The 26,211-nt window shown below is 70.6% G+C and carries 22 protein-coding genes and 1 pseudogene; 11 read left to right on the top strand and 12 right to left on the bottom strand.

Annotated elements, in window-relative coordinates; genetic code table 11:
• Positions 1 to 2: 2 nt before the first annotated feature.
• From AC07F3_RS33655 to AC07F3_RS33645, 3 genes are all read right to left on the bottom strand, one after another.
• The gene (locus AC07F3_RS33655) at positions 3 to 815 is read right to left on the bottom strand and encodes a GNAT family N-acetyltransferase (RefSeq protein WP_479118343.1); all 813 of its coding nucleotides are present in this window, start codon (positions 813 to 815) and stop codon (positions 3 to 5) included.
• Positions 816 to 901: 86 nt separating this feature from the next.
• Positions 902 to 976, bottom strand: coding sequence for a 50S ribosomal protein bL37 (locus tag AC07F3_RS33650; protein WP_479118519.1), 75 nt, complete (start codon positions 974 to 976; stop codon positions 902 to 904).
• 40 nt (positions 977 to 1,016) lie between these two features.
• A complete protein-coding gene (locus AC07F3_RS33645; RefSeq protein WP_479118341.1) occupies positions 1,017 to 1,826 on the bottom strand; it encodes an SDR family NAD(P)-dependent oxidoreductase in 810 nt (269 codons plus the stop codon).
• 974 nt (positions 1,827 to 2,800) lie between these two features.
• On the opposite strand from AC07F3_RS33645, the gene AC07F3_RS33640 reads away from it, so the two are divergent.
• From AC07F3_RS33640 to AC07F3_RS33620, 5 genes are all read left to right on the top strand, one after another.
• A complete protein-coding gene (locus AC07F3_RS33640) occupies positions 2,801 to 3,904 on the top strand; it encodes a hemopexin repeat-containing protein (protein ID WP_479118340.1) in 1,104 nt (367 codons plus the stop codon).
• 472 nt (positions 3,905 to 4,376) lie between these two features.
• The gene (locus AC07F3_RS33635; RefSeq protein WP_479118338.1) at positions 4,377 to 4,688 is read left to right on the top strand and encodes a hypothetical protein; all 312 of its coding nucleotides are present in this window, start codon (positions 4,377 to 4,379) and stop codon (positions 4,686 to 4,688) included.
• 264 nt (positions 4,689 to 4,952) lie between these two features.
• Entirely contained in the window at positions 4,953 to 5,411 is a 459-nt protein-coding gene (locus AC07F3_RS33630) for a DoxX family protein (protein ID WP_479118337.1), read from the top strand.
• Positions 5,412 to 5,748: 337 nt separating this feature from the next.
• A complete protein-coding gene (locus AC07F3_RS33625; protein WP_479118336.1) occupies positions 5,749 to 6,966 on the top strand; it encodes an APC family permease in 1,218 nt (405 codons plus the stop codon).
• A 352-nt stretch (positions 6,967 to 7,318) separates the two neighbouring features.
• Positions 7,319 to 8,617 carry a M1 family metallopeptidase gene (locus tag AC07F3_RS33620; RefSeq protein ID WP_479118335.1) on the top strand — a complete coding sequence of 433 codons (1,299 nt, stop codon included), beginning with the start codon at positions 7,319 to 7,321 and terminating at the stop codon, positions 8,615 to 8,617.
• A gap of 63 nt (positions 8,618 to 8,680) precedes the next feature.
• Here AC07F3_RS33620 and AC07F3_RS33615 read toward each other — a convergent pair whose 3' ends face one another.
• The 3 genes from AC07F3_RS33615 to AC07F3_RS33605 all read right to left on the bottom strand — a co-directional run bounded on the left by AC07F3_RS33615 (position 8,681) and on the right by AC07F3_RS33605 (position 15,419).
• Positions 8,681 to 9,913, bottom strand: a complete 1,233-nt coding sequence (locus tag AC07F3_RS33615; protein WP_479118334.1) for an amino acid kinase family protein — start codon at positions 9,911 to 9,913, stop codon at positions 8,681 to 8,683.
• 16 nt (positions 9,914 to 9,929) lie between these two features.
• Positions 9,930 to 11,318: an aspartate aminotransferase family protein gene (locus AC07F3_RS33610; protein ID WP_479118333.1), complete on the bottom strand. Its 1,389-nt coding sequence runs from the start codon at positions 11,316 to 11,318 to the stop codon at positions 9,930 to 9,932.
• A 102-nt stretch (positions 11,319 to 11,420) separates the two neighbouring features.
• Positions 11,421 to 15,419 (bottom strand): Pls/PosA family non-ribosomal peptide synthetase, encoded by a 3,999-nt coding sequence (locus tag AC07F3_RS33605; protein ID WP_479118331.1) that lies wholly within the window; start codon positions 15,417 to 15,419, stop codon positions 11,421 to 11,423.
• Positions 15,420 to 16,492: 1,073 nt separating this feature from the next.
• On the opposite strand from AC07F3_RS33605, the gene AC07F3_RS33600 reads away from it, so the two are divergent.
• Positions 16,493 to 16,870: a nuclear transport factor 2 family protein gene (locus AC07F3_RS33600; RefSeq protein WP_479118330.1), complete on the top strand. Its 378-nt coding sequence runs from the start codon at positions 16,493 to 16,495 to the stop codon at positions 16,868 to 16,870.
• Positions 16,871 to 17,052: 182 nt separating this feature from the next.
• Here AC07F3_RS33600 and AC07F3_RS33595 read toward each other — a convergent pair whose 3' ends face one another.
• The 3 genes from AC07F3_RS33595 to AC07F3_RS33585 all read right to left on the bottom strand — a co-directional run bounded on the left by AC07F3_RS33595 (position 17,053) and on the right by AC07F3_RS33585 (position 19,988).
• Positions 17,053 to 18,294, bottom strand: a complete 1,242-nt coding sequence (locus AC07F3_RS33595; RefSeq protein WP_479118329.1) for a collagen-like domain-containing protein — start codon at positions 18,292 to 18,294, stop codon at positions 17,053 to 17,055.
• A 258-nt stretch (positions 18,295 to 18,552) separates the two neighbouring features.
• Positions 18,553 to 18,990 (bottom strand): SH3 domain-containing protein, encoded by a 438-nt coding sequence (locus tag AC07F3_RS33590; RefSeq protein WP_479118328.1) that lies wholly within the window; start codon positions 18,988 to 18,990, stop codon positions 18,553 to 18,555.
• A gap of 566 nt (positions 18,991 to 19,556) precedes the next feature.
• The gene (locus AC07F3_RS33585) at positions 19,557 to 19,988 is read right to left on the bottom strand and encodes a sec-independent translocase (RefSeq protein WP_479118327.1); all 432 of its coding nucleotides are present in this window, start codon (positions 19,986 to 19,988) and stop codon (positions 19,557 to 19,559) included.
• A gap of 1,083 nt (positions 19,989 to 21,071) precedes the next feature.
• Between AC07F3_RS33585 and AC07F3_RS33580 the strand changes: the two genes are divergently transcribed.
• The 4 genes from AC07F3_RS33580 to AC07F3_RS33565 all read left to right on the top strand — a co-directional run bounded on the left by AC07F3_RS33580 (position 21,072) and on the right by AC07F3_RS33565 (position 23,809).
• Complete coding sequence (locus AC07F3_RS33580; protein ID WP_479118326.1) at positions 21,072 to 21,425, top strand: hypothetical protein; 354 nt, start codon at positions 21,072 to 21,074, stop codon at positions 21,423 to 21,425.
• A gap of 88 nt (positions 21,426 to 21,513) precedes the next feature.
• A complete protein-coding gene (locus AC07F3_RS33575) occupies positions 21,514 to 22,977 on the top strand; it encodes an LCP family protein (protein ID WP_479118325.1) in 1,464 nt (487 codons plus the stop codon).
• 94 nt (positions 22,978 to 23,071) lie between these two features.
• Positions 23,072 to 23,296, top strand: a complete 225-nt coding sequence (locus AC07F3_RS33570; RefSeq protein ID WP_479118324.1) for a cold shock domain-containing protein — start codon at positions 23,072 to 23,074, stop codon at positions 23,294 to 23,296.
• Positions 23,297 to 23,572: 276 nt separating this feature from the next.
• Positions 23,573 to 23,809 carry a cold-shock protein gene (locus AC07F3_RS33565; protein WP_479118322.1) on the top strand — a complete coding sequence of 79 codons (237 nt, stop codon included), beginning with the start codon at positions 23,573 to 23,575 and terminating at the stop codon, positions 23,807 to 23,809.
• A gap of 353 nt (positions 23,810 to 24,162) precedes the next feature.
• Here AC07F3_RS33565 and AC07F3_RS33560 read toward each other — a convergent pair whose 3' ends face one another.
• The gene (locus AC07F3_RS33560) at positions 24,163 to 24,321 is read right to left on the bottom strand and encodes a hypothetical protein (protein ID WP_479118320.1); all 159 of its coding nucleotides are present in this window, start codon (positions 24,319 to 24,321) and stop codon (positions 24,163 to 24,165) included.
• Between the two features lie 305 nt (positions 24,322 to 24,626).
• Here AC07F3_RS33560 and AC07F3_RS33555 point away from each other — a divergent pair, with 305 nt between their 5' ends.
• Positions 24,627 to 25,253 (top strand): TetR/AcrR family transcriptional regulator, encoded by a 627-nt coding sequence (locus AC07F3_RS33555; RefSeq protein WP_479118319.1) that lies wholly within the window; start codon positions 24,627 to 24,629, stop codon positions 25,251 to 25,253.
• 336 nt (positions 25,254 to 25,589) lie between these two features.
• Here the strand turns inward: AC07F3_RS33555 and AC07F3_RS33550 are convergent, their stop codons facing one another.
• Positions 25,590 to 25,961 (bottom strand): VOC family protein, encoded by a 372-nt coding sequence (locus AC07F3_RS33550; protein WP_479118318.1) that lies wholly within the window; start codon positions 25,959 to 25,961, stop codon positions 25,590 to 25,592.
• A gap of 66 nt (positions 25,962 to 26,027) precedes the next feature.
• Positions 26,028 to 26,211, bottom strand: a pseudogene (locus AC07F3_RS33545) (manganese transporter); the annotation flags it as partial.

Genomic DNA, 26,211 nt, shown 5'->3' with positions numbered 1-26,211 from the left:
TGTCAGGCGCCCGACACGCTTCCGACGGGAGCAGCGGGATTCCGGCTGCGGGAGACACCCTTCGTGGCGGGGGTGCCGGTCGCGTAGTGAACGTACTCGCGCTCCAGGCGGAAGCCCGCGGTCCAGGCAAGCAGGCGGCTGGGACGGTTGTGGCGGGAGCAGGTCCAGCTCGTGGTGCGGCCGCGCGCCTCGACGTCGGCGCACAGGGCGACGACACAGCTCAGGGCGAGCTGCTCGCGGCGGCGTTCGGGAACGGTCACGACGGCGATGTCCTCGTACCGGCTGCCGAGAACGTAGGTGCAGGCGACCGCGAGGAGCCGGCCCCGGTGGAAGGCGCCCCAGGCGTGCCCGGACCTGGCGAGCCTGGCCGGACCGCCCCAACTGGCGTGAATCCAGGCCGAGTCCGCCCCCAGCGCGGCGAGTGCCGGGGCGTCGGCCTCGACCACGCGCCGTACCGTCACGCCGCGCGGAGGGTGAGGCCGGGCCGGTTCCTCGGTGCGGACGTACACCATCCGCTCCCACGGCACGACCCGGTCGAACGCCGAGCAAAGGGCCGGCAGAAAGCGGGCCGGGGCCAGCACGTAGCGGTTGGAGAGCGGGGCGAGGGAGCCCGTTTCCAGTGCCCCTGGGTCCCCGCTCAGCAGGACGTGCCCGGCGCAGGTGAGGGCGACAGTACGAGGTCGGTCGGCACGGTCTGCCCAGAGGCGGCCGGTTCGGGTGGCGAGGACGTGCTCGGCCAGCGAGGTCGGCCCCGCCGTTCCGCCGGGAAACCAGCGCAGGTAGGAGGGGAGCTGGCGCAAGGGAAGCTCGATCAAGAAAGTTCACCTGATTCTGGGCACGGGGAGGGAGAAGGGGCGGACTGTCCGCCGGTACAGTCCGCCCCCTCGGGCGTTCGGCGGAGCTAGCAGGACGCTTTGCTGCCGTGGTTGGCCTTCTTCTTGCGGCGGTCCTTCTTCTTGCGGGAGCGCTTGGACATGCGGTCTTGCTCCTTCAGGTGGTGCTTGGGGCGGTGTTCTTCAGGCGGTGTGGCCGACGAGCAGAGCGGCGAGCTTGTTGAGGCGCTGCAGGGAGCGGCCCTCGGCGGCCGCGGGCGCGGGGTCGACGCGCTGGTCGCGGTCGTAGTAGGCGCCGTTGACGATCTCGGTGGCCGGGTCGCAGAGACGTACGACATGGGCCGCGCCCTCGGCAGCGGGGACGCCTTCGTGTGCGTACAGCGGGAGGAGAGCGGTGTCGCAGATCCCGGGGTGGACGGAGACGGCGGCGACCCGCGGGTCGGCGGCGAACACCGTCAGCGCGAGCTGCGACTGGGCGTAGGCGGCGAGGCGCGAGTAGCGCTTGGTGCGGTTGGGGTCGCTCCACTGGATGTTGCCCGTGCGGTGCAGCGACGACGACACGTTGACGACACGGCCGCCCGGGTCGCTCGTGAGTGCCGTCTCCAGGAGACACGTCAGCAGGTAGTGGGCGAGGAAGTTGACCTGGAAGGCGACCTCGTTGCCGTCGGCCGTGACGGTGTGCCGCTCGGGGGCGGCCATACCGGCGTTGTTGACGAGGACGTCCAGGTGCGGGTGTGTCTCGACGACCCGGCGGGCGAGCGTCTCGACCTCGTCGAGCCGGGTGAAGTCGGCCGCGTACGAGCGGAGTTGCCCCGGCTCGACACCGGCCGTGGCGATGAGGCGGTCCGTGGCCGCCTGGGCCTCCTCGGTGGTGCGGCCGTGGACGAGGACGGTGGCGCCGCGCTCGGCGATCTGGCGTGCGGTCTCGTATCCGATGCCGCAGGTGGCTCCGGTGACGAGGACCGTGCGGCCGGTCAGGGATGCAGAAGACATGGTGGGCTTTCTGGATGTAGGCACGCCGAAATCGCCCCGAATCAGGGGCGGAGCGTGCTGCGGGAGGAGGTACGCGTACGCCGCCGGGCGTGGGCACGGCGGCGGCGTACGCGTGCCGGGAGGCGTGGCTCAGAGAGCCGACGCGGGAACAGCGCGCACTACCGGAGGCGCCGGATTCGGCGGCCGGTCGTCATAGCGCGGACTGCTGTTCACAGGCTCCATACAACTGCTCCTCGGATGCGGTCTCAAGAGAACCGGGCGGCCTTTGACGACCCTCTGATGCGGCTTGCGTCTCACCCACGAGCAGGGCTGCATCCTCGACGGGGGCACGTCTTTGGGCACGGTGGAGGCGTTGATTGCCGTGTCGAAGGACGCGGTGGCCATGCCGTCGACCCTGCGGACAGCGGCGTCGATGAACTCGCCCAGGGCGATGAAGGCCGACCCGTCTTCGGGGGACAGTCGGATGCCCCGTGGGAGGCGGGCCGAGCCTGACGGCGCCGAACAGGCGGGACGCGTTGTCGCCCATCGGCGAGGTGAGGTCGAACAGTTCATGCGAGACATGCGGTGGACCGGACACGCACCCGCAGTCCTGGCCCATCGGGGCCGCACCCCGACTGGGAGGCCGATCGGCGGCGTGTGGTGTCTGCACCACCTGTCCTGTCCTGGAGAGGGTGGGAGAAGCGTGGTGTGGCTGCGTATTGGACAAATTTGCTGTGCAGGGTGTCGAGGTGTCCGGCACCTGCGCTGGGGGAGGTCCCCCCTTGGCCTGGGAGGGGTCGGGAAGGCGTGTGGCCGCGGGGGTGGCCGCATCCCGTCGAAGGAGGGTCCGTGGGCACCAGCGCGGCCGTCATCGGCCTCCGATTCCCTGGACTTCGCCTGTCGGTGCTCCTAGTGTCCGGGGCGATGGGCGGCAGCGCGGTACGGCAACCGAGCTGTGCCGGACAATCCCGCCCCGGGCGACTTGGGAGGGATCGATGACGATCCAGGCCACGTTCAACCGCTCCCAGCTCAAGTGGGACACGTACATGTTCCTCGGGGACCAATACCTGCTGTACAGCCTGACCGACAACGTCGTGCGTCTGGGCCCCCGGGCCATCAGCGCGGGATGGCCGGGGCTGCAGGACACTCAGTTCGCCGGCGCCATCGACGCCGCCGTGCCCTTCTCGTTCCGCTTGAACCCGGCGGCGATCACCCTGCCGGAGGAGAAGGACTACCTCTACATCTTCCGGGGCGACCAGTACCTCCGGTACGACGTCGCGAACGAGCAGATCCTCTACGGTCCGCTGGACATCGCCCAGATGTGGCCGGGCATGAAGGACGCCGGGTTCGACCGGGACCTCGACGCCGCGTTCCTCGACCAACAGGACGTCCCCTTCGGGACCGTGGACACGTACTACTTCTTCAAGGGCGACAGGTTCGTCACCTACGACGCCCTCACGGACCGCGTGAGCGGCGGCCCCTACCTGCTCGCCGACAAGTGGCCCGGGCTGAAGGAAGCCGGCCTCGACAGGGACCTCGACGCAGTGGTCTACCAGATCATCCCCGCCCAGGTTCTGGCCGGGACGAAGCGCCGCCTGTGCTACTTCGTCAAGGGCGACCAGGCGCTGCAGTTCGACCTCGACGAATGGAAGGCGCTGAGCGGCGCCCGCAGCATCGCCGACATGTGGCCCGGCCTCAAGGGCACAGAGTTCGGCTCGGCCGCGCCCGCCCCTCCGTTCCAGCCGGTGAAGTCGCGCGCCGACTTCAGGATCAGCTTCGTCAACAACGGCGAGTTCGAGCCCGAGCCCTACGGCTCGATCACGCTGGATCTCAAGGACGGCAGCTACTTCCGGATCTGGAGCCAGAAGAACCAGGGCAACTCCACTCCGACCCGTAACAGTGCCGCCCCCTCCATGAATCTGCCGTTCACCGCAGCCGACATCGCCAAGGTCGCCTGCTGGGTCGACGAGTACGACCTGGCCAGCGGGGACGACTTCCTGGCCCGCGGGAACACGGACTTCACCGGCAACGGCTCCTACACCGTGAGGAGCGACGACGGCCACGTCACCATCGACGTCACCATCACTCCGGCCACCTGACCCCGACCTCCCGGCCGGCCCACCCCGGCGGCTTGGGAGACACGGACCAACGCCCTTGGCCGCGGCAGCCCACAGCCGCCGCGGCCAAGCCCATGTCGGCCACGCGGGCCATCCGAAAGCCACCGCACGCGAGCGGAAGCACCGCTGTGCTTGTGCCCGGCTTCTTCCAGAACGCAACCGCCTGGCTCGGCGCACCGGATGTCCGCCCGAGCCCGGCCAGGAGGTCTGCCGCACGCTCGGGTGACATCTGAACCGGCTTGCCCTGCGGTGTTGGTGGAGACACGGCCTTCCTTGAGGCCTCGTGTGTCTTCGCTGCCGAATTCTGCGTCGCACACCGTCAGGATCCCGCTGGCGATGACTGACGCAGGTGGGGCACCTGCCCGGGCGAGTGGGACGGAACGGGCGGGCACAGGAACCGACTTGAGTTCGGATACTCATGCGCGTGCCGGGCCGGAGGGGCAGGATCGGCGGGATGAGTGCGATGAGATCCCGCCGCGCGGTGGACATCCCCTGCGCTGTCCTGGGCTCGCTTATGGGTCTGGTCGTCCTGGCTGCCCTCGTCTACGCCATGATGATGAGCACCCTGTCCTTCGGCGCGCCCAGCAAGCAGGAGCTGATGCAGCAGGCCCAGGACGGACGCGCCATCGCGTGGGTGGCGTCCTGGATCCTCATGGTGGGGGGTGTGCTGGCCGCGTTGCTGCGGTTGTGGCGCACGCTGGCGGTGCATGTGGTGCTGTTCGGCGTGGGGACAGGGTTCCTATGGGCTGAGGCAGCGTCACGCTGACAGCATCGCAGGCCGTCGGCTGGGGACCGGTGTCCTCGGCAGACAGCGCGGATGGAGGAGAGCGGAAACGAGGGCTGGTCGCCGGCGAGGCGTCAGGGGGCGAGGGCCAGAGGGGCGGACGGGGATCCGCGGGTTTTCAGAGGAAACGCAGAGCATCCTCCGGCTGGCGCGGTTTCGCCAATCTGCGTTAGACCTGCCATGTCGTGTACACGTCGGAAACCTGGGCTTCGGCGCCAAGCTTCCCCGGACTTGAGGAGTACCCCCATGAACTTCTCACCAGCACTGGCGTTACGCGCCGTGCGCCCGATAGTGCAGGCAGTGTTCCGCGTGGTGACCGGCTTCCTCTTCGCCTGCCATGGCGCGTCTTCCTTGTCCGGCGTCCTGGGAACCGCCCACGGCGGGGGCACGGTGTCCGCCCTGCAGTGGCCCGGATGGTGGGCCGCGATGATTGAACTGGTGGGCGGAACCCTGGTCGCCCTTGGCCTGTTCACGCGGACTGCTGCTGTTGTCTGCTCCGGATCCATGGCTTACGCGTACTTCAGCGTCCATCAGTCCAGTGCGCTGTTTCCGATCGACAACGGAGGCGAGCCCGCCGTCCTGTTCTGCTTCACGTTCCTGTTGATCGCCTGCCTGGGTCCCGGCCCCTATGGGGTGGAGACGGTCCTGAGGAGAGGCACGATCGGTACCCCGGACGAGGGTGCGGCAACAGTTCCCATCTCGTAGTCCGTTCCTGCGGCCGGACACGGGGGCGGGACAGACGCGCATCCTCCGGTCGTCTTGAGGGCCTTGGGATTGTCCGTCGCCCTCCAGGGGCCAAGGCCCCGGCATGTAGGCCCCCGCGCGGGTCGAGCGGATGGTGTCGGCCACAGTGGGCGCGATCCCCGGGGGCTTGTTGTTCGCAGTGCGGTACCAGACCCTGATCTGCGAGGCCGACGGCTTATGGTTTGCGCGGACCACGGGCCGCCGGCCTGGGCCGGACGAGCCAGGGAGCGTGGCCGAGTTGAGCAGGACCCCTTCAGCGGTCCCCGGGGCACCGGGTGAATTGAACCGGCGGCTTGGTGTGACGGACGCCGTGCTGATCGGTCTGGGGTCGATGATCGGGGCGGGGGTATTCGTGTCCCTCGCCCCGGCGGCCCGTGCTGCCGGATCGGGATTGCTGATCGGCCTCGCCCTCGCGGCGCTCGTCGCGTACTGCAACGCCACGTCATCCGCCCGGCTCGCCGTTCGCTACCCGGCCTCCGGCGGCACCTATGTCTACGGCCGTGAGCGGCTGGGGGCCTTCTGGGGCCACCTGGCCGGATGGGCCTTCGTCGTGGGCAAGACCGCTTCCTGCGCGGCCATGGCCCTGACCATCGGCACCTATGTATGGCCCGGTCAGGCCCATGCGGTCGCGGTCGCCGCGGTGGTGGGGCTGACGGCCGTGAACTACGCCGGGGTGCAGAAGTCGGCGCTCATGACACGGTTCATCGTGGCCCTGGTGCTGGCGGTGCTGGCTGCCGTCGTGATCGTTTCGCTCGCCTCCCGTACCGCGGACGCGGCGCGTCTGGAGGTCGGTGCGGACATGACCGTCGGCGGGGTGCTTCAGGCAGCCGGGCTGTTGTTCTTCGCGTTCGCGGGCTATGCGCGCATCGCCACCCTCGGCGAGGAGGTCCGTGACCCGGGTCGCACCATTCCGCGCGCCATCCCGATCGCACTCGGCATCACCTTGGCCGTCTACGCCGCCGTCGCCATCGGCGTGCTCACCGTGCTCGGGGCTGATGGTCTGGCCGCGGCCCAGGCGCCGCTCACGGAGGCCGTGCGTGCGGCTGGAGCGGGGTGGCTGGTGCCGGTCGTGCGGGTCGGCGCGGCGGTCGCGGCCCTCGGCTCGCTCCTCGCGTTGATCCTCGGTGTCTCCCGCACCACTCTGGCCATGGCCCGCGACCACCACTTCCCGCACGCCCTGGCGGCGATCCACCCGAAGTTCAACGTTCCGCACCGCGCGGAGCTGGTGGTCTGCGCCGTGGTGATCGCGGTAGCGGCGACCGCTGACGTGCGGGGAGCGATCGGTTTCTCCTCCTTCGGCGTGCTGGCCTACTACGCGGTCGCCAACGCCTCAGCGCTCACCCTGACTTCGGCCGAAGGACGGCCGGCCCGGATCGTTCCGGCCGCCGGTCTCACCGGATGTCTCGTTCTGGCTTTCGCCCTGCCCCTGTCGTCGGTCCTGGCCGGTGCCGCCGTTGTGGGGATCGGCGCGGCCGTCTACGCACTGCGCCGCACCCTCACCGCGCGCAGGGCATGAGCCGGCCTCGGGGGCACGGCTTCGCTCGCCGACGTCACCTCATGGCTCGGGCGCAGGAGCCGGGCTCAGTGGGGCCGCGTCTTCGGGTCGTCCGGTTGTGGGTCGACCGTGAGCACGCCATGATGCGAGGCCCCCTCGCTTTTCGCGAAGGCTGTGCGTAGGAGGGGCCGCCTCGTGAACGGGCGGACGTCTGGCGCGCGTTGTGGTGTGCGGACGGCTGGGTGCGGACCCGCAGCAGGGGCCGGGCATCGGCCGAAAGCGCGTCCTTGGTGCGGACAGCCTGCGCCGGGCGGGACACTTGGGAACAGCGGGGTTCGGAATCAGTTCGCCGCACGGCGGGGGCGGGGATGCGATGGCACGTTACTTCTCCCATCACGGCACCTCCACGCTGAGCGTCGCCCGCTACCGCATCCGCCTCGACTGGCGGCCGGAGCCGGGCAGCGTGCGCGCCCATGCGGAGATCGACTTCGTGCCCCACGAGCGCCTGGCCACGGTCATGCTGGACCTGGCGAGGCTGAAGGTCACGGCTGCTGCTGTCGGGGGAGTGCCGGCGGCGTGGCGGCAGCGCAGAAGAAAGCTCTTCGTCACGCCGCAGCGCCCCCTCGCGCACGGTGTTCCCGCCCGGCTCACCGTGGCCTACCAAGGGGTGCCCGGCCCGGTCCGCATGGGGCGGCTCGACGATTCGGCGGGCTGGTTCCGTACCGGTGACGGCGTGCGGGTCACCAGCGAGCCGCTGGGGGCGCCCTCCTGGTTCCCCTGCAACGACCGGCCCGACGACCGGGCCGCCTACCGCTTCGAGATCACCGCTCCCGACGGCTACCAGGTGTACTGCAACGGCCGGTTGACGTCCCGGCGCCCGGACGGTCAGGGGCGTACACGCTGGACGTACGAGCACGACGGGCCGATGGCCACCTATCTGGCCACGGTGGCCATCGGCCGTTTCGTCCTGCACGAACAGAGCGGTGGACCGCCGGACGTCCTGCTGCGCAATGCCTTTCCCGCCCGTATCGCCGCGGAGGCCGCCCACGACCTGGGGCGGCAGGCGCGGATGCTCACCGTCTTTTCCGGTCTCTTCGGTCCCTATCCCTTCGGTGAGTACGGCGTGGTCGTGGTGGACGCGGTGGTCGGAGACCCGCTGGAGGCGCAGACCTTGTCCGTGTTCGGCACCGACCGCATAGACGGACGCCGGGGCTACGAGGACGAGGTGGCGCACGAGCTGGCTCACCAGTGGTTCGGCAACAGTGTGGGGATCGCCGACTGGAGGGACGTCTGGCTCAAGGAGGGGCTCGCCACGTATGCCGAGTGGCTGTGGGAGGAGGCGTCCGGCCAACGGGCGGCCCATGCGAGGGCGCTGCGCGAGACCGCGCGGCTGCGGCGCGGTGCCCAGGACCTGGTCCTCGCCGATCCGGGAGTGGGTCGCCTCTTCGACGACGAGGTCTACTTCCGCGGCGCCGCGACCGTGCACGCGCTGCGGCTGACCCTGGGCGAGGAGCGGTTCTTCCGATTGCTGAAGGAGTGGTCCGCCAGGCATCGCGGGGCGGTCGTCACGACGTCCCATTTCGTGGCGCTGGCCGAGGAGGTGGCGGGCCATGGCCTCGACGCGTTCTTCCGGGACTGGCTGCGCCGCAAGGCAGTGCCCGAACTCCCTTGATGGACAACGGAGTTGGTGCACCGTGCCGCCGTACGGTGGGACGTCCGTACGGCGGCCACGGCCTCAGGCTTCCGGTGCGCCGCGCGCCGCGCCGGTGCCCAGTCGGCAGAACGCGTGCACGGCGCGCACCGCGTCGTCGACCTGCCCGGCGCGGCACACCGCCGTGAGGTACGCGTCGCAGGCGGTGACGGCGTCGAAGCGGATGCCCGATGCGGCCAGTGCCGCGCAGAACGCGGCCGTACCGGGCCGTTGCCGCAGACCGGTGCCCACCAGCGACACCCGGCCCGTGCGGGGACCGCAGGCGAGATCCCGGAGATCGAGTCGTTCACGGGCCCGCTCCAGGGCCGCCAGCACCGCGTGGCTCCGCGATCCGGGCAGGAGCAGCGTCAGCCGGGTGCGGGCGGGGGTGACGTCCCGGGTGAGGACGTCGGCGGTGGCTCCCAGCGCGGTGACGATGCGCAGGATCTGCGCCGTGACCGGGCCGGGGGCGTGCCCGGTCGTCACCGTCACCTCCTGTCCGGTGCGGTGGTGGGCGACGCCGGTCAGCGACGGCTGCTCAGCCGTGCGCGGTTCTTCCTCGCCCACCGTGGTGCCCGGTCCTTCGTGGGCGGCGGCCCGGATGTGCAGCGGGACGCCGTGGCGCCAGGCCAACTCCACGCTCCGCACGGTGAGCAGGGGCGCTCCGCAGGCGGAGAAGTCCCGCAGGTGTTCGTACGCGAGACGGGGGAGCAGGCGTGCGTCCGGCACGATGCGGGGGTCCGCCGTGTGCACGCCGTCCACCGAGGTGCGGAACTCGCAGACGTCCGCCTTGATCGCCACGGCGAGGGCGACGGCCGTGGTGTCGGCGTCGTCCCGGGCGGGTGCCGGGGGAGACCCGGCCGGGGTGGCGGGCACGTGCGGGAACCGCACCACCGCGACCGTGCCCAGGTCGAGGGCCTGGCGTACCGAGTGTGCGAGGGCATCGGCACCCGGCGTCGGGCCGTACGGCGGTGTCGTCGCGTGCTTCGTGTGCGGCGGCCCCGGCAGCGGGCGGGCCGCCAGACCGCGCTCTTCGATCGCGCGGACGAGCGGCACCGGACCGGGGTCGGGGAGCGCGCCGGTCTCGTGACGCGGTGTTGGCGGCGAGTGGGGTGCGGGCGGAGGCGCGGGCCGGTACGTGCCGGTCCGGGGGTCGGCGACCAGCACGACGATCTCGTGCCCGGCCGCCCGGGCGGCGGCGACGCGGTCGGCTGCCAGCGCGAGCCGGCCGGCGCCGCGCAGCCATGAGGCGGCGTACTTCTGGACGATCAGAGCCATGACATGAGCCCCCTCGTCAGCTGAGCGGTGCCGAGGCCGTCGGCCGGGCCGGGCAGGTCTCCACGGCACGGGTCAGGATCGCGCAGGCCGTGTCGACGACGCGCGTGGTGACGTTGAGCGGGGGCAGCATGCGCACCACCCGGTCGTCGCGCCCGCCCAGCTCGACGATCAGGCCCTCGTGCAGGGCCCGCGACTGGACAGCGGCCGCGAGCGCACCGGCCGACTGGCCCTCCAGGTCCGCCAGTTCGATGCCCCACATCAGACCGCGGCCCCGGACCTCGCGTACCCAGGGCAGTGACGTCAGCGCGGCCAGGCGCTTGGCGATGCGCTCGCCCTGGGCGCGCACGTTGCCCAGGACGTCGTCCCGCCGGATGACGCGGATCGCCTCCACGCCCGCGGCGAAGGCCAGTTGGTTGCCGCGGAAGGTGCCGGTGTGCGCGCCGGGCGCCCAGACGTCCAGGCGCTCGTCGTAGAGGATGACGGCCACCGGCAGGCCCACGCCGCTCAGGGCCTTCGAGGCGATGATGACGTCCGGCTCGATGCCGTACTGCTCGAAGCAGTACCAGGTGCCGGTGCGGCCGCAGCCGGTCTGCACCTCGTCCACGATCAGCGGCACGTCCAGCTCGCGGGTGAGGGCGCGCACCCGGCGTACGAAGTCGGGCCGGGCGGGCACCACGCCGCCCTCGCCCTGGACCAGTTCGAGCAGGACGGCCGCGGGTTTCGGGATGCCGCCGTTGGGGTCCGTGAGGGAGCGTTCCAGATAGGTGACGCAGTTGGTGGCGCAGCTGTCGGGGGTAAGGCCAACGGGGCAGTGGGCGCACGAGGAATACGGGAAGAAGTGGACCCCGGGCAGGCCGCTGGGCATCGGCTGCTTCTGGCTGACGAGGCCGGTGACGGCCATGGCGGCGTGGCTGCTGCCGTGGAACGCGCCTTGGAAGGCGACGATCTCGCTGCGCCCGGTGGCCGTCTTGCACAGCTTGAGCGCGGCCTCGACGGCGTTCGCGCCGGTGGGACCACAGAAGTGGATCTTTGTGCGGTCGCGCATCGGCGTGGGCAGCATGTCCAGCTGGGCCCGGGTGAAGGCGTCCTTGGCGGGGGTGGGCAGGTCGAGGGCGTGGGCGAGCTCGCCGAACTGCGCCACGGCCGCCGCCACCAGCTCGGGGTGGTTGTGGCCGAGCGACAGGACACCGGCGCCGCTCAGGAAGTCGATGAAGACGTTGCCGTCGACGTCGCGTACGAAGCTGCCGCGGCCCTCGGCGAGGGCGATGGGTAAGCGCCTGGGGTAGGCGCGGGCACGCGACTCGTGCGCTTCCTGGCGGGCGAGGAAGGCTGCCGAGCCCGGCCCGGGCAGGGCGCCCGCCACGTGCGGGGCGTTCCAGGGGGCCGGACGGACGGAGACTGGCATGGTGACTCCTGGGGGGTGGTGGAGCGGACGGGGCCGGGGCGGGGTGGCGCTCCGGCGCGGTGGTGGCGGGGGCGCGGGGTGGGCGCCGGGGGACAGTGGGGATCAGCAGGGGCAGGCGGGGATGCCGCGCCACCGGCTGCGTGGCGGCAGGCTCTCGCCCTTCATGACGAGGGACATCGCGTCGAGATGGGCCCCTTCGCCCACCTCGGCGCCGTAGAGCACGACGGAGCGGGCCCCGACGGAGCTGCCGGCGCCGATCTTCACGGAGGACATCTTCATCACGCGGTCCTCGAAGAGGTGGGTCTGCAGCGAGGTGAACTCGCCGACGGCGGCATCGTCGCCCACCTCGACCAGGTCGAACTCGGTCAGATACGTGGTGTGCAGCCAGACCCGGCGCCCGATGCGGGCCCCGAACAGGCGCAGCACCGCGGGCATCAGCGGCGTTCCGGTCAGGAAGCCGAGCAGCCCGGGGACCACGAGGTTCTCGAAGAGGCCGGTGATCAGCTCGGTGCGCCGCACCCAGACGCTCCACAGGGCCTCCGTGCGCGCCCGGTACCGGCCGATGACCAGCCACTTCAGGACCACCACGGCCAGGGTCGCCGCCGTACCCGCGCCCAGCAGCAGCGCCGGACCGAGCAGGAAAACGGCCAACGGGCCGGTGTCGCGCGCCAGTTGGACCGCCAGGTACAGGCCGGCCAGGCCGCTGAGGCCGCCGATGGTCGCCGGAAGCGTCACCCGGAAGAACTCGATGAACAGCCGGGCGGCGATCAGCCCCGGGCCGGGGTCGAACGTCAGCCGGGCCGGGAAGGCCGGGCTCTGCTCACGGCTCGGCAGGAACAGCGCGGGCGATCCGAGCCAGGTGGTCTCCGGCTCGATCGGCCGGGCGGGGGCCAGCGAGTGCACCCCGAGCAGCGCGTTGTCACCCAGGCGCGCGTTGCCCGGCACCAGGGCGCCGTTGCCGACGAAGCTGCGCGCACCCACCTCGCCGGGGGCGAGCGCGATGCGGCCCTGGTGGAAGACGGCGGGCGCGACGACCGCGATGTCCGCGACGAAGCTGCGCTCGCCCACCACCAGCATGTCGGGGTCGACGAAGCTCACCGTGGCCACCTCGGACCAGCGCCCGGTGCGCGCGCCGAGGGCCCTCAGGAACGGTACGAGGTAGAGCGTCGAGTAGAGCGCGTGCGTCATCGTCAGACTCAGCGTCATCATGGCGTCGCCGACCCACTTGCGCAGCCCGAACCCGCTGCGCTCCGCGTGGATTCCGGCGTGCACGCGGGGCAGCACGACGCGCCTGACCACCCAGACGAGCGCACAGGTGGTGACAGCCACCAACGGGCCTGCCGCTGCCGTCGAGGCGACGCCCCACCGGCCGCCGTAGTGGGCGATGGTCCACGAGACGAGGGCGGTGGAGGGCGCGAGAACCACCAGGGGCGCCAGCATCAGCAGAACCGCCGCGACGCCGTACCCGGCCAGCACACCGAACGGCCAGCGGGCCGGGGCCCGGTGGGTGTCCATGTCCGCCAGCAGCGGCGGCGGGCCGTCCTGGCGTGCGGTCGGCGATCCGGCCCAGTGCTCTCCGGCCGGAATGCTCTGTCCGGCTGCGACGAGGGACTGCTCGGCGACCGTCGCGCCCGCGCCGACGCATGCGCCGGGCAGGACCACCGAGTTGGTGCCCAGGAAACTCCCGGCTCCGAAGCGCACCGTGTCCAGCCGGAGCCGGCCGTGCTCGACCGCGTACGGGTGCACGCGCGCCCCGTAGCCGATGCTCGTGCCGTCACTGATCTCCACGAACCGGGGCAGCGCGGGAGGCGTGGACAGGTGGCAGCCGCGTCCGACCCGGGCACCCAGCAGGCGCAGGTACGGAGCGAGCAGCGGCGACCCGGCCAGTACTCCGAGCGGCGACAGCGCCAGCACCTTGGTGCACAGCCAGAACCGCCAGTACGTCACCCCCCACAGCGGATACCGGCCGGGGCGCACCCCGGCCATCAGCAGCCGGGCGCCGAGGACCGGCAGCACCGTCGCACTGAAGGTCAGCCACCCCGCGTCGAGGACGACGAACCAAGCGGTGCCCAGGTGACACAGCCGGTCGATGGCACTGCCTGGGGCAACCCCGCGCACCGGCACGTCCAGCCAAACGCACAGCCGGTACAGCAGGAGCGCGGCGGGCAGGCTCAGCAGCAGCAACCAGGCATAGAGGCCCGCCAGTTGGGCAAGGCCGCACAGTCGGACACGGGCCGTCGAGTGACGCAGCGGGGCTTCCTCCTCGGTGGCGCGAGCGGCTGTCGTGCGGCTCTCGATGAGGGCGGCGAGGCCGCGCACCGTCGGGTGCGCGTACAAGTCGCCCATGGCCACCTCGCGCAGCGACGGCTGGCGCCGCAGCAGCGAGACAAGCCGGGCCGCGGTCATGGAGTGCCCACCGAGATCGCAGAAGAAGTCGTCGGTGACGGAGATCTGAACGGTGCCGAGCACCTCGCGCCAGGCATCCGCCAGCCGCCGCTCCAGGGGCGTGTCCGGCGCCACGGGCGGCCGCGCGCCCCGGCCCAGGGGCGGCGAAACGGGGGCGGGCAGTGCCTTGCGGTCGACCTTGTCGGCGGCCAGCAGCGGGAAGGCGGGCAGCACTTCGACGAACGAGGGGATCATGTACGAGGGCAGACGCCGGCGCAGCGACGCGTGCAGGCGCTCGCGCAGCGCTCCCTCGTCGTGCCCGGCGCCGACGGTGAGGGTGACGTATCCGACCAGGTCCTGGACCGTGCCGTCCCGTTCCAGCGGGGCGACGACGGCGTTCTCCACCGCCTGGTCTTCGCGCAACACCTCCTCGATCTCGCCGAGTTCGACGCGATAGCCCCGGATTTTGACCTGGGTGTCGACGCGGCCGCCGTACTCGATCTCGCCGTTCGCGGTGAACCGGCCCCGGTCCCCGGTGCGGTAGAGCCTCGGCGCCACCGCCCGGTCCTGCGCGACGGGGTTGGCGATGAACCGCTCGGCGGTGAGCTCGGGCCGGTTGACGTAGCCGATGGCGACGCCCGGCCCGCCCACACAGATCTCCCCGCTCTCACCGTGCGGAACCGGGAGGAGCTGCTCGTCGAGGATGTAGACGCGGTAGGTGGGCAGCGGTGTGCCGATGGTGACGTCGCGGTGGGGGTGCAGCTCGCCGCAGGTCGCGGTCACGGTGGTCTCGGTCGGGCCGTACGCGTTGAGGATGCGCCGGCCGGGCCTGGACCAGCGCCGCACGAGCCCCGCCGGGCATGCCTCTCCGCTGACCAACAGGCTTCGCAGGGCGGGGAGTTCACCGTCCAGAGTGGTCAGCAGTGTGGGAACGCAGCACAGCACCGTGATGGCGTGCTCGTCGAGGAACTCGGCGAGTCCCCGGCCGACCCGGCGCTCGTCACCCGGGCCCGAGACGAGGGTGGCGCCGGCCATCCAGGCGGGCCAGATCTCTTCCATCGAGAAGTCGAAGGCGATGGAAAGCCCCTGGTACACGCGGTCGTGCGGGCCGACCGCGTAGATCGGGGCGACGACGTGCAGGAAATTCACGATGCTGCCCTGTGAGATGGCCACGCCCTTGGGCCTGCCCGTGGTTCCGGAGGTGTAGATGACGTACGCCGGGGACGACGGGTCGGGACGCATACCGGGGCGGGTGCTGGGCCGCTGCGCCAGCCCGTGCTCAGGGGCGTCGACAGCGAGCACCTGCCCCTCGACCTCGCAGGTGTGCGCCTGAAGCCGCGAGGTCGTCACGAGGTCGGTCAGGCCCGCGTCCTCGGCCACGAACGCGACGCGGTCGGCCGGGAACGAGGGGTCGAGCGGCACATAGGCCGCGCCCGTCTTGAGTACCGCGAGCAGGCTGACGTACAGCTCGGCGGACCGGTCGAGGAGCAGCCCGACCGTCGTGCCTTCGCCGGCTCCCCGCTCGCGCAGCAGATGCGCCAGCTGGTTGGCTCGGGCGTCGAGTGCGGCGTATGTCAGCCGGTCCGTGCCGCACACCAGGGCGACCGAGTCCGGGGAACGGTCGCAGGACCGCTCGAAGAGCTCGGCCAGTGAGTTCGCCCTCGGGCCCCCGTCGGGAGGGGGGTCGGGTGCTGGGGCGGATTCGGTCCTTGTCACGAGCGATGCCTCCTTTGGAGGGCCACGGCATATCGGTCCTCGGGTTATGAGTCGAAGTCCCGTAAAACGGGCGGGAGATCGGACCTGAATTTCTGAGGAATCCTTCATAAATGATGACGATGCCGGAACGGCGCTCCCGCCGAGTCCTGGCATTCATGCCCTATTGAGTTGTGGGCGGCTATGCGGAGAGGAAGCTAGCCACCGTGGCAGGACGCGGACAGCGTGGTATTCGCCAATACGTAATGTGGCGCGCGCGCTGCCAACGAGTCACGGAGCGCAGTCGCCGAACCGGGCCCGGCCTTTGCCCGTGCCGTGAGTCATGCCTGGTCCACCACTGGGACACCGCGGTATCGATCTCGTCCCTTCTGCCCGGACGGCAACGCTCCGAGACTCTGAGGGTCCGTCACCCTGTGTCGTGCCGTGGCGATCTTTCGCGCGCGAGGTCCGGTACTGGTCGCCTCCGAGTGCCATCCGCGCAAAGCTTGTTCCGGAGATGACCCACGCTCGTGGAAAGCCCGGCAAAGGAATTCCCACGGGTATGGGCTCTGCCGCGGTGGGCTCGTTGGGCGATCGGTGAGTCTGCCGTTGGCCTGGACGGCGCCAGGAGGGAGGTGTCCTGCTTTGGCTTGGGAGATGAAAATCCCAATAAGCTGGGAAATCGCCGTTGTTGAAGAAGTGCGGACGCGAGTCCTGCCACCGTGCCCAGAGCTTCCCCGAGCCCTGGCAGGGGAAGGCCAGCGCATGGGCGTCACCCGTAAAGCCAAGAACTGAAAGCGGCGTTCGACCAGGCTCTCGCCCGCCGTCCGCCGCCTGGGTATGCGGTTGCCCGACCGCTTTGGATGAGCCCGACCGTCTCGACGACCGGCCTGCGATGACTGGCCGGCGACGGCGAGCCGGGAAGAGGCCGCCGGGATGCAGCGGGGTTGGCCGGCGCCAACAACCTTGGGGGCGGCCGGGTCCGGGGGTTGGGCCGTGAGCGACCCGCTCAGTGCTGTGGCCAGGATGGCATCACCGTGATCGGATTGCGGCTCGTGGGGGGTGAGTGGGCGCGGGACGGCTGGTATTACTGAGGCATGCAGGAAGAGACCGCACGCTCCGCGATCGACATGTTCATCTCCGCTTTCAACGCCTCGGACGACAGCTGTGTGACGGCTCTGCTCTCCCAGGCCTTGACCTCGGACGTGGTTTTCTGGGGGCCGTTGGGTCGCAGTGAAGGGATCGTGGCGGTCGAGCGGTTCGTGCTGGACATCCGGCGCCATCCGGCGGGGACCGGCACGATGGTGCGCTGCTCAGCGGTGGACATGCCTGGTGAATGGGCCCGGTACCAGTGGGTCTTCACCATGCCTGATGGGGGTCCCCGCCTGGCGGGAACGGACGTTGTTCACCTGCGACGGAGCCTCATCGACCAGGTCATTGTCTTCGCGGGGGAGATCGAGCCGTCCGCTTCCTGAGTCGTCCGTTCTGTTGCTGTCGTCCTCCTGACGGCACCGGCTTCGTTCGTCCACCATGACCGGGGTCGTAGGGCGTTGGGCGCGGGCGGGGTTGTGCCGGTGCCCCTGCCGGTCTGCTCGGGCAGTCCGACGGGGGCACCGGTGTCATGTGGCCCGGAGTGGGGCAGGCGCGGTGGCCGTTGTCAGCCGGTGGGCTGGCAGATCGTGTACACCTTCACCGTGTTGTCGCTTGCGGTGATGGGGTTCTTCAGCCAGACCTGCCACTTGTTCCCGACGGTGTCCGGGTGGGAGGTCAGAAGCAGGGCGTCGGACGGCGTGTTGTTCTGGTAGAAGCCGCCGCCGATGACCTTGCTTCCGGCCGGGCAGACCGGCCCGTTGAAGTTCTGGCTGGCGCCCCTGGGCAGGGGCTGGTTCGCGGAGACGAGGGTGATCGGGTCGCGGGTCGGCCCGGCCGGACCGGTCTCGCCCTTCTCACCTTGTTCACCCTTGGCGCCGTCGCGGCCGTCTCGGCCTGCCGCGCCGGTCTCGCCCTTGTCGCCCTTGTCGCCCTTGGGGCCCGCCGGTCCTGCCGGTCCTGCGGGGCCGGTAGGCGCGGTCTGGCCGTCTCGTCCGGCAGTGCCGTCGGTACCGGCGTCGCCCTTGGCTCCGGCGGGTCCTGCCGCGCCGGTCTCGCCCTTCTCGCCCTGGGGTCCTGGCGCGCCGGTCTCGCCCTTGTCGCCCTTGGGGCCCGCCGGTCCTGCCGGTCCTGCGGGGCCGGTAGGCCCGGTCTGGCCGTCTCGTCCGGCAGTGCCGTCGGCACCGGCGTCGCCCTTGGCCCCGGCCGGTCCTGCCGCACCGGTCTCGCCCTTCTCACCCTGGGGTCCTGCCGGGCCGACCGGACCCGCGGGGCCCTGGGGGCCGTTCTGTCCTGGACGGCCATCGGCGCCCGGTTCACCCTGTTCGCCTCTGGCTCCGGCGGGTCCTGCCGGGCCCGCCGGGCCGGGGTCACCCTTCACGCCCTGGGCGCCGTCGGCGCCGGGCTGTCCGTCGCGGCCCGGCAGGCCCGTGTCGCCCTTCTCACCCTGTGGGCCCATGGGCCCGGTTGGGCCCTGCTCGCCGGTCTCACCCTTCGGGCCGGTCGTGCCGGGCTCACCCTTCGGGCCGGGGGTGCCGGTGGCTCCCTGGGGGCCGACCGGGCCTTCGGGGCCCTGCGGCCCGTCGCGGCCGTCACGGCCGTTCGCGCCGTCCGCTCCCGCATCGCCCTTGGGGCCGGTCGCGCCGGGCTCGCCCTGGGGGCCGGCGGGGCCTGCCGGACCGGAGGGGCCACGGTCGCCGTTCTGCCCTGAGGGACCGGCGGGGCCGGTCTCGCCCTGTTCGCCGCGGTCGCCCTTCGGCCCTTGTTCGCCCGGGGTGCCCGGGTCACCCTTTACGCCCTGTGGGCCCATGGGGCCGACCGGGCCGTCGTGGCCGTCCTGGCCGGGTGTGCCCGGCTCGCCCTGGTCCCCCTTGGTGCCGGGGATGCCCTGTTCGCCCCGGGGGCCGGCGGGGCCTGCCGGGCCCTCGGGGCCCTGTGCGCCGTCGCGGCCGTCCGCCCCGGGTCGGCCGGGCTCACCCTGGTCGCCCTTGGCTCCGGCCGGTCCGATCTCGCCGGTCGGTCCGACGGAACCGACCGGCCCCTGGGGGCCGGTCGCACCCGTGTCGCCCTAGTCTCCCTTGGGCCCGATGGGGCCGGGCTCGCCCTGGTCTCCCTTGTCGCCCTTCGGGCCGACCTTGCCGCCACCGTCCGCGCCGTCGGTGCACCAGCGTACGTAGTGGTGGTTGATGACGTAGCGGGCAGACATCCAGCCCTCACGGTCCTGGAGGCGGTACCAGATGTCGTTGCCGTTCAGGTCCTGCCCGCGAACCTTGCACTTGATCCGGACGTGGGCCTGGCTCGGGTACTCGCCGAGCTTGCGCGATGCCGTGGTCGGCTGTGCGCGGACGAACTGCCCGATACGGGAGATGACTTGGCCGTCGGAGCCAGCCGCAGCGGCGGCTGCCCAGGAGGGGCCGCAGGCGGCGATGACCACAGCCGCACCGAGCGCGACCGCCCTCGATCCCAGGCGCTTCACGGCGCCGTCCCCGTACAACGATGTCGACACAGAACATCCTTTTGCTAGGTCTGGAATGCCTGGGATGATCTATGCGGAAACCGGCTATTACGACAAGACGCCACACTCGGCAAATTGAACACCGCCACCCAGACAGTCCTCGCACCTCACACGCCCGCCCGCGGACGCGCGCCCTGCCCCTCGACACCGCGCAGGACCGGCAGCACTGGCGCCTGTACATGCCGCCACCGCTCCGGGTTCTGGCGAGCCGCATGTGCCGACGGCGGAAGGGTTGCCGCGGCGTGTGCGGCTGCGGGGCGCTGGGCGAGAACGGCGATGACACGGTTCGGCATCCTGGTGCATCAGCCGGGAGGCGACGGCCTGGGGGTCATGGGCCTTGCTGGCCGTTGCCCGAACGGTCGTGAACACTGCGCCATGAGTACCGTTTCACCCCGGTTGCGCATGCTTCCCGGCCCGGTGGATGTCGATCGGCTGGTGAGTGGCGGGAAAGGCGAAGGGGGTGGTGCCGGGCGGGGCCCCTGGTCGTCAGCGGTGGGGGCAGGTGTCGCTTCCTTGCCGGCGCTGGTCCTGTGCGTGTGCGGGCCGCCCGGGGCGGGTCATGTGGCGTCGGGGTCGAACGCGTGCCGCGTCGTCGGTGGCGCTTCAGCATCCTTGGCCAGCGAGACAGCGCCCAGTGCTCCGCCTTGCTGTCGGGCGTCGGCTGTGTCGTGGACGGAGGCCGCGACCTCCTCCAGCTCGGGTCGCGGGTCAAGGGCGTTGCGGATCTGCTCCAGGTCGGCGAGGCCGTCGCCGTCCAGGACGTGCTTGCGCACGAAGGTCTTCGGATGGAGGTCTTCGAACTCGAAGTCCTTGAATTCCGGGCCGAGTTCGGAGCGGAGGTCCTGCTTGGCGCTCTCGGTGAAGGCCCGCACCTTGCGCAAGGTGCCGGTCGCGTTGCGGATGAACTCCGGCAGTCTGTCGGGCCCGAAGACGAACACCGCGACGATGGCGATGGCGATGAGTTTCATCGGGCTCAGTTCGCCGAACATGTGATACCTCCCCGTCGGCCAAGCTCCCGCATGATGCGGGTACGGCGGACCATACCCTCACACTTTAAAACTTGCGCAATTGTGGAACCATCGTTCGCCGTCGCTCGTCCTGCCAGTCGTAGTCGCGACGGCCGGCCCGGCCGGTGCCGACGGAATCCGGAGGGTATCGGCATGAGTGCAGAGTCCGCTGTATCCGCACCCCGACCGGGGGACCCCGGCGCGGTGGGGGCGGAACCCGTCGAGTCGCTGACGCGGACCGCACACCCCCGGGAGCATGTCGACCGTGCCCTGGCGCTGCTGCCGCGCGCCCTGGCCGGCAAGGCGCACGCCGTCTTCATGCCTGGCCCTCGGTGTCTACCGGATCGTGCTGCCGCCCGCGCACATCCTCACCCCGAGCCCAACGGCCGAGCCGATCGGCGGGAACTGCACCAACGTGACCAGTGACGTCGGGGCCCGCTTCGCGGTGGGAGGCACGTTGCCTTTGGTGCGCGCGAACCGCAGGTGTTCACGCATGGAGGAGGAGCGGCTCCGGTCGGCCCGCGAGACGCATCGCTTGCTCCATCACGTGTATGCCGGCCAATCCCGCGAGGTGGGGCAGGGGCCCCGCAGTGGACCGGAGTAGCCGCCGGAGCCGAGCTGAGCTGGAGCGCGCTACCGAGCCCAGGGCGGTCACCAGTCAAAGCGGCGATCAGGGACCCGAAGCGGGGTCGGCCAGCCTTCGGTTCGGTGCCACATCTGCTCTCCAGTGACTCTCCCCACAGTCCGGGCAGCTTGCATAGTTGCGCTTGTGCGCAACTAATGGGGCGGGCAGTAGACCTCCCGCTGATTCAACACAGGGCCGTTGAGTCGCGGGGCGAACCTTTCGTACACGCTGATGAGGACGGGTGCATGCAGGAGCGACAGTCGGCCGTGCCGGGCGGCAGGCCGCCACGCCGGGAGGCAGTCGGCGGATCGCCGATGCGGAAGGGGCCGGGGGCGCCAGCCTCCTCGCCCGGTGCGCCGGTTGCGGGGCATCCATCCGGGAGGGCACGCGGCCGTTCCCGTGGGCGTGGACCCGCGGGCGCCTCCCTGGGGCTGGCTCTGGTGCTCCCCCCGCTGGCGGGCGCCGGTATCGACATCGCCCTCAGGTCCGGTCCGGGCTGGGGACTGCTGGTCGGCGGCATCGCAAGTGCGGCCGCTACGGCCGTGCTGGGATCGCGGCGGCAGGTGCTGGGATGGGTGGCGCCGCTGCCCGTCCTGGTGGTCGCCGCATTGGGTGCGGCTGTGCAGATGCTGAACGGGCCGTCCAGTTCCGGCGGCAAGACGATCTCCACTGACCTGATCCGGTGGGCGGTAGCCGCCTTCCCCGCCCTGGCGGCCACCGCATGCGCGGTATTCGCCGTGCTGGCGGTATGTGGCATCCGGTCCCGTCTGAACGGGGGGCGTCGCCATGTCTGACAACCAGAACCCCGGGCCTCGGGGCGCACGTCGTCGTACCGCTGCGCCCGGTAGAGCGGCTACCGGCCGCACCCGCCCGCGGGGATGGATGCTGGCGCTGCGCACCCTGGTGTGGGTGACGTCGGCGGTCGTGCTGATCGCCTGTGGCGTGACGTGGTTCACCTACCGATCGCTGACGAACGGCCTCACCACGTCGGACGCGCTGGACGCCGTGAAGAAGAACGCGCCCAAGCATCTGGACAGTTCGGTGAACCTGCTGCTGATCGGCCTGGATTCGCGCAAGGACATGGACGGCAACGACCTGCCCAAGGAGTTCGTCCAGGACCAGCTGCACGCCGGGTCCAGCGAGATCGGCTACTACAACACCAACACGCTGATCCTGATGCACATCCCGGCGGACGGCGGCAAGGTCAGCGCGTTCTCCATCCCCCGGGACGACTATGTGGAGACCCTCAATGGCGACGGGTCTTCCCAGGGCGAGCACAAGATAAAGGAGGCGTACGCCAACGCCTACACCGGCGCCAGCGAACGCCTCGCGAAGCAGGGCATCAAGGGCCCGAAGCTCGAGAGCCAGAGCCGCGAGGCGGGACGCGAGGCGACGCTGGCCACCGTGCAGCAGTTCACCGGGGTACCGGTCGACCACTTCGCCGAGGTCAACCTGCTCGGCTTCTACGACGTCGCCAAAGTCCTCGAGCCCATCACGGTCTGCCTCAAGCACCCGGTCAAGGACCGCTATTCGGGTGCGGACTTCCCGGCCGGGGAGCAGAAGGTCGACGCCAAGCAGGCGCTCGCCTTCGTCCGTCAGCGCCACGGCCTGGACGGGGGAGACCTCGACCGTACCCGCCGCCAACAGGCCTTCATCTCCAGCATCACCCACCAGCTCAAGGACGAGGGGCTCTTCGGCGACCTCGGAAAGCTCCAGGGGTTGTTCGGCGTGGTGAAGAAGGACCTGGTCCTCGACAGTAAGTGGCAGGTCCTGGACTTCGCCCAGCAAGCACCCAACCTCACCGGCGGCAACGTCGAGTTCCACACCTTGCCCATCACCGGATTCGCCACCCGCAAGGGCCAATCGGTCAACCTCGTCGACGCCGAGAAGATCAAGGCGATCGTCCAGCAGACCTTCGCACCGAGCCCCACCGCGTCCGGCTCCGCCGATGACGGCAAGGCCACGTCCGGCGCGAAAGCGGCTCCGGCCACCATCGACATCCGTAACGGCAACGGAACCACCGGCCTGGCGGACACCGCACTCAAAGCCCTGACCGCACTCGGGTACACCGCTGGCCAGACCGGCAACGCAGCGGCCCAGGCCCACACCACGGTCGCCTACGGTTCAGGCGCACAGGAAGCCGCCCAGCAGCTCGCCTCCCGCCTCAAGTCCGGCTCCGCCACGGCCAGTTCCTCGGTCCCGGCCGGACACGTCCGCATCACACTGGGCCGCGACTACACACCCCCGGACAACAAGGCCCCCGCCCCCGGCGCCGCCGCCCCCACATCCGACAGCGACGAGACCGGCCCAGCCGTCAAGGCCGGCGGCGTGCCCTGCGTCAACTGATCCGGCCCAGCCGACGCACTCCTCCGCGGGAGGACTGCGCACGAAGCAGAGAAGAGGTAGGGAAATGACGTACACGGCAACGGGAGGCACAGAGGTGAACGACAGGGTCAGCGGCGTGGTGCGCTGGTTCAATCAGGCCAGGGGACAGGGATGCATCGATGGGGACGACGGCCGCGAGGTCCTGGTGCGCCGCGAAGCCATCGAAGGGGCCACGTTCGTCACCGAAGGGCTGCGGGTCACCTTCGTGGCGGTCGACGGTTCCGAGGGACTCCACGCCGAGCATGTCCAGATAGCAGAACGCGTTCGCCCTGCCAGGTGACTTGTCGGCCGTCTGGGGCCCGTCGCCACAGCGGCGGGCCCCAGCTCCCGCGTCCCCGGCGAGCCCCGGGCCGGTGCTTGGGAGCGCATTCTGCGGGCGCATCTCGAACAAGTGCGGTGTGCCGTCGGCGCCCAGGCGCGCGGCCGGGCCGGGGGCTCGTCGGCTCGCAGCGGATTCGACTGAACCCCGGCTACGCCGACTGCCTACCTGCGGAAGTGGGCATCATCCACATTGCGGGACGCAATTGACTGGTGGCCCGTGCGGGGAGGCGCAGGAGTGAACGACAGGGTCAGCGGTGTGGTCCGATGGTTCAACCAGCTGAAGAGCTACGGCTACATCCGCGGAGACGACGGGCGGGACGTCATGGTCCACCGCCGGGACATCGAAGGTGGCACGTTCCTCACTGAGGGCATGCGCGTCACGTATGTGGCGGTGACCGTGGCCGGTGAAGTGCACGCGGAGCACGTTCACATAGTCGAGCGGGCGGCCAGCCCCCCGGGCTCCCACCCGTGACGTAATGTTTCGCGTGCCCGCGCCGAACCCCAAGGGCCGACACGAGAACGGCCAGGCCGCCGGAGACGCGCGGAAGAAACCCGGCAGCAACGCCGACCGTGAGCCTGAGGCCGCACGTAGCGATCGGCGACACCGTTCGCGTCGGGCAGGGGCGAGTTCGTCGCGGCGGCTCTTGGTCTTGGGGATCCGTACGCCCGGCTTCACGGCCACCCGGGTGTCCTCGCCTTCCACCCAGACGGTCGCCGGGGCACTTTCACACGCATGACCGCAACGCCCGACACCCGAGTACTACACAGATGCCCCAACTCGCTGTACCCACCGACTACTTGACGATGCCGTCGAGTGCCGTCGGCTCAGTCGGGCCGCTTCTTTGCCCGTCCAGCCCTTCGCCAGATCACCGTCATCCCGAGCGCCAGGACGCCCAGGGCTATGACCACGATGACGATCTTGATCGCACGGTCCAGCAACAGGTGGTGAAGGAGGTCCGACGACTCTGCGTTGATGTTGGTCATCACCGGCCATCCCGCCCACGTGACCAGGACGAATCGTTCCTCCGGCTCTCAAGCCGTCGGGCAGCGGCGCGCAGTCCCGCTCGCACTGCGGGGTCCGTATACCGGCGCATGTCGTTGAGTTTGCCCCTGCGCCTGAGAGTCAGTGCGACGGCGAAGCCCAGCAGCGCCAGCACGACGAGACCGCCCACTATCAGGCCGAACCTGATGAGCATGAGATTGAGGTACGTCTCCACGAAAGGGCCTCCAGTTCGTTCTGTCACGCCTGTGATAAATCCTTTGTATCACGCCTGTGATAGAAAGGATTCATGCCCAAGCATGTAGACGCGGATGCCCGGCGCCGCCACGTCGTCGACGCGTTGTTCCGAGTCGTCGTCCGCGAAGGTCTGCATCGCACCTCGCTGCGAGCCGTCGCCGACGAGGCCCAGCTCAACATCGGCTCCCTGCGCCACTACTTCGCCAGCCAGCAGGACCTGATGCGCTTTGCGATGCAGTCGATGCTGGACCGGGTCGAGCATCGGCTGCTCGAACACGCCGAGCGGATCGGGGACCTGGGCAGCCGCCCCCGCCCCGAGCAACTCCAGCTCGCAGTCGGGTTCCTGGCGGAGCTTCTGCCACTCGACGAACACCGCCGTGCCGAAGTCACCGTCTTCCTGGACTTCAACACCGCTGCCCGCACCAACCCTGCCTTCGACGACCTGTCGCACCGGGCCGCCGAAGGCACGAGAAGGCTGATGCGCCGCGTGCTCACCCGGCTCGATGCCACAGGCACCCTGCGCTCCGGCCTTGACCTCGACATCGAGACCGAACGGCTGACAGCGCTCCTGGACGGACTCAGCCTCAGCGCCGTCCTGCACCCCGGGATCCTGTCCCCACAGACGTGTGCCGGTGTGCTGCTCACACATCTGGGCGATCTGTCACGCCTATCCGCATGAGCTTCTACGCGACACCTGGGTGACGAAGGCGAGCGGGCGCCCGACAAGCGGCCGGGCCGCGGTGCCGGTGTCGCGGATGTGGTGGTGGATGAGGGCAGACATGAGAGTCACCTCCACGGACAGGAAATGCGGCAGTGCGCGTGTAGGGGTTTTTCGCGACTGAGCCAGTAGCGCCGGGAGGCGGCCGCGATCCCGGGTGCCGCGGCTCATGGCATCGCAACCTCCGGACTCCTCGGAGACACTGCCGTCAGAGCGCGGTGACGGTTCGGGCAGAGACGGGCCGCCCGGGCCCGGACGAGGTGAAACTCAGAGTCGGGGCCGCTGCCGTACCCCCGGCTACGGCAGGGGTTCGAGGAATTCCAGGCGGTTGCCGACCGGGTCCTGAGTGTAGAAGCGGCGGCAGGTCGGCAGGCTCACGTTCCAGATGACCGGGGCGCCGTGCTGCTCCAGACGGGCGGCCAGGGCGTCAAGTCCGGTCACCCGCACCGCCGGGTGGGCCTTGCGGGGCGGGCGGAACCCGTCCTCGATCCCCACGTGGATCTCCAGCCGGCCACCGTCGCCGGCGGCGAACCAGCAGCCGCCCCGCCGGGCCACCCCCGCAGGCTGCGGGATCTCGATCATCCCCAGCGCGGTGAGATAGAAGCTGCGCAACACGTCCTCCGAGCCGGCCGGGGCGGCGAGCTGGACGTGATCAAGTACGGCGAGCATGCGGAACACACCTCAACTTCGAGATGGGCCCGGGGCGATGGTCAGCCTGCCCCGGACCGGGCGGGACTACTGTCCGAGGGCGACCTGGACGACCTTGATGACGACCAGCACCATGGCGATCAGGAGGTAGGTGCGCAGGGCGCCCATGCCGAGCTTTGCGGGCGGTGGACATGGATGGCCGTGTGAGGGTCTCCAGCGGTGGCATCCGCCAGTTCTCCCTGCCGGTGCGGTCGATGGGGTCTTCCTTGGT

It is taken from the genome of Streptomyces sp. NPDC045846 (assembly GCF_056431605.1).
This window is presented reverse-complemented; position numbering and strand designations above follow the sequence as displayed.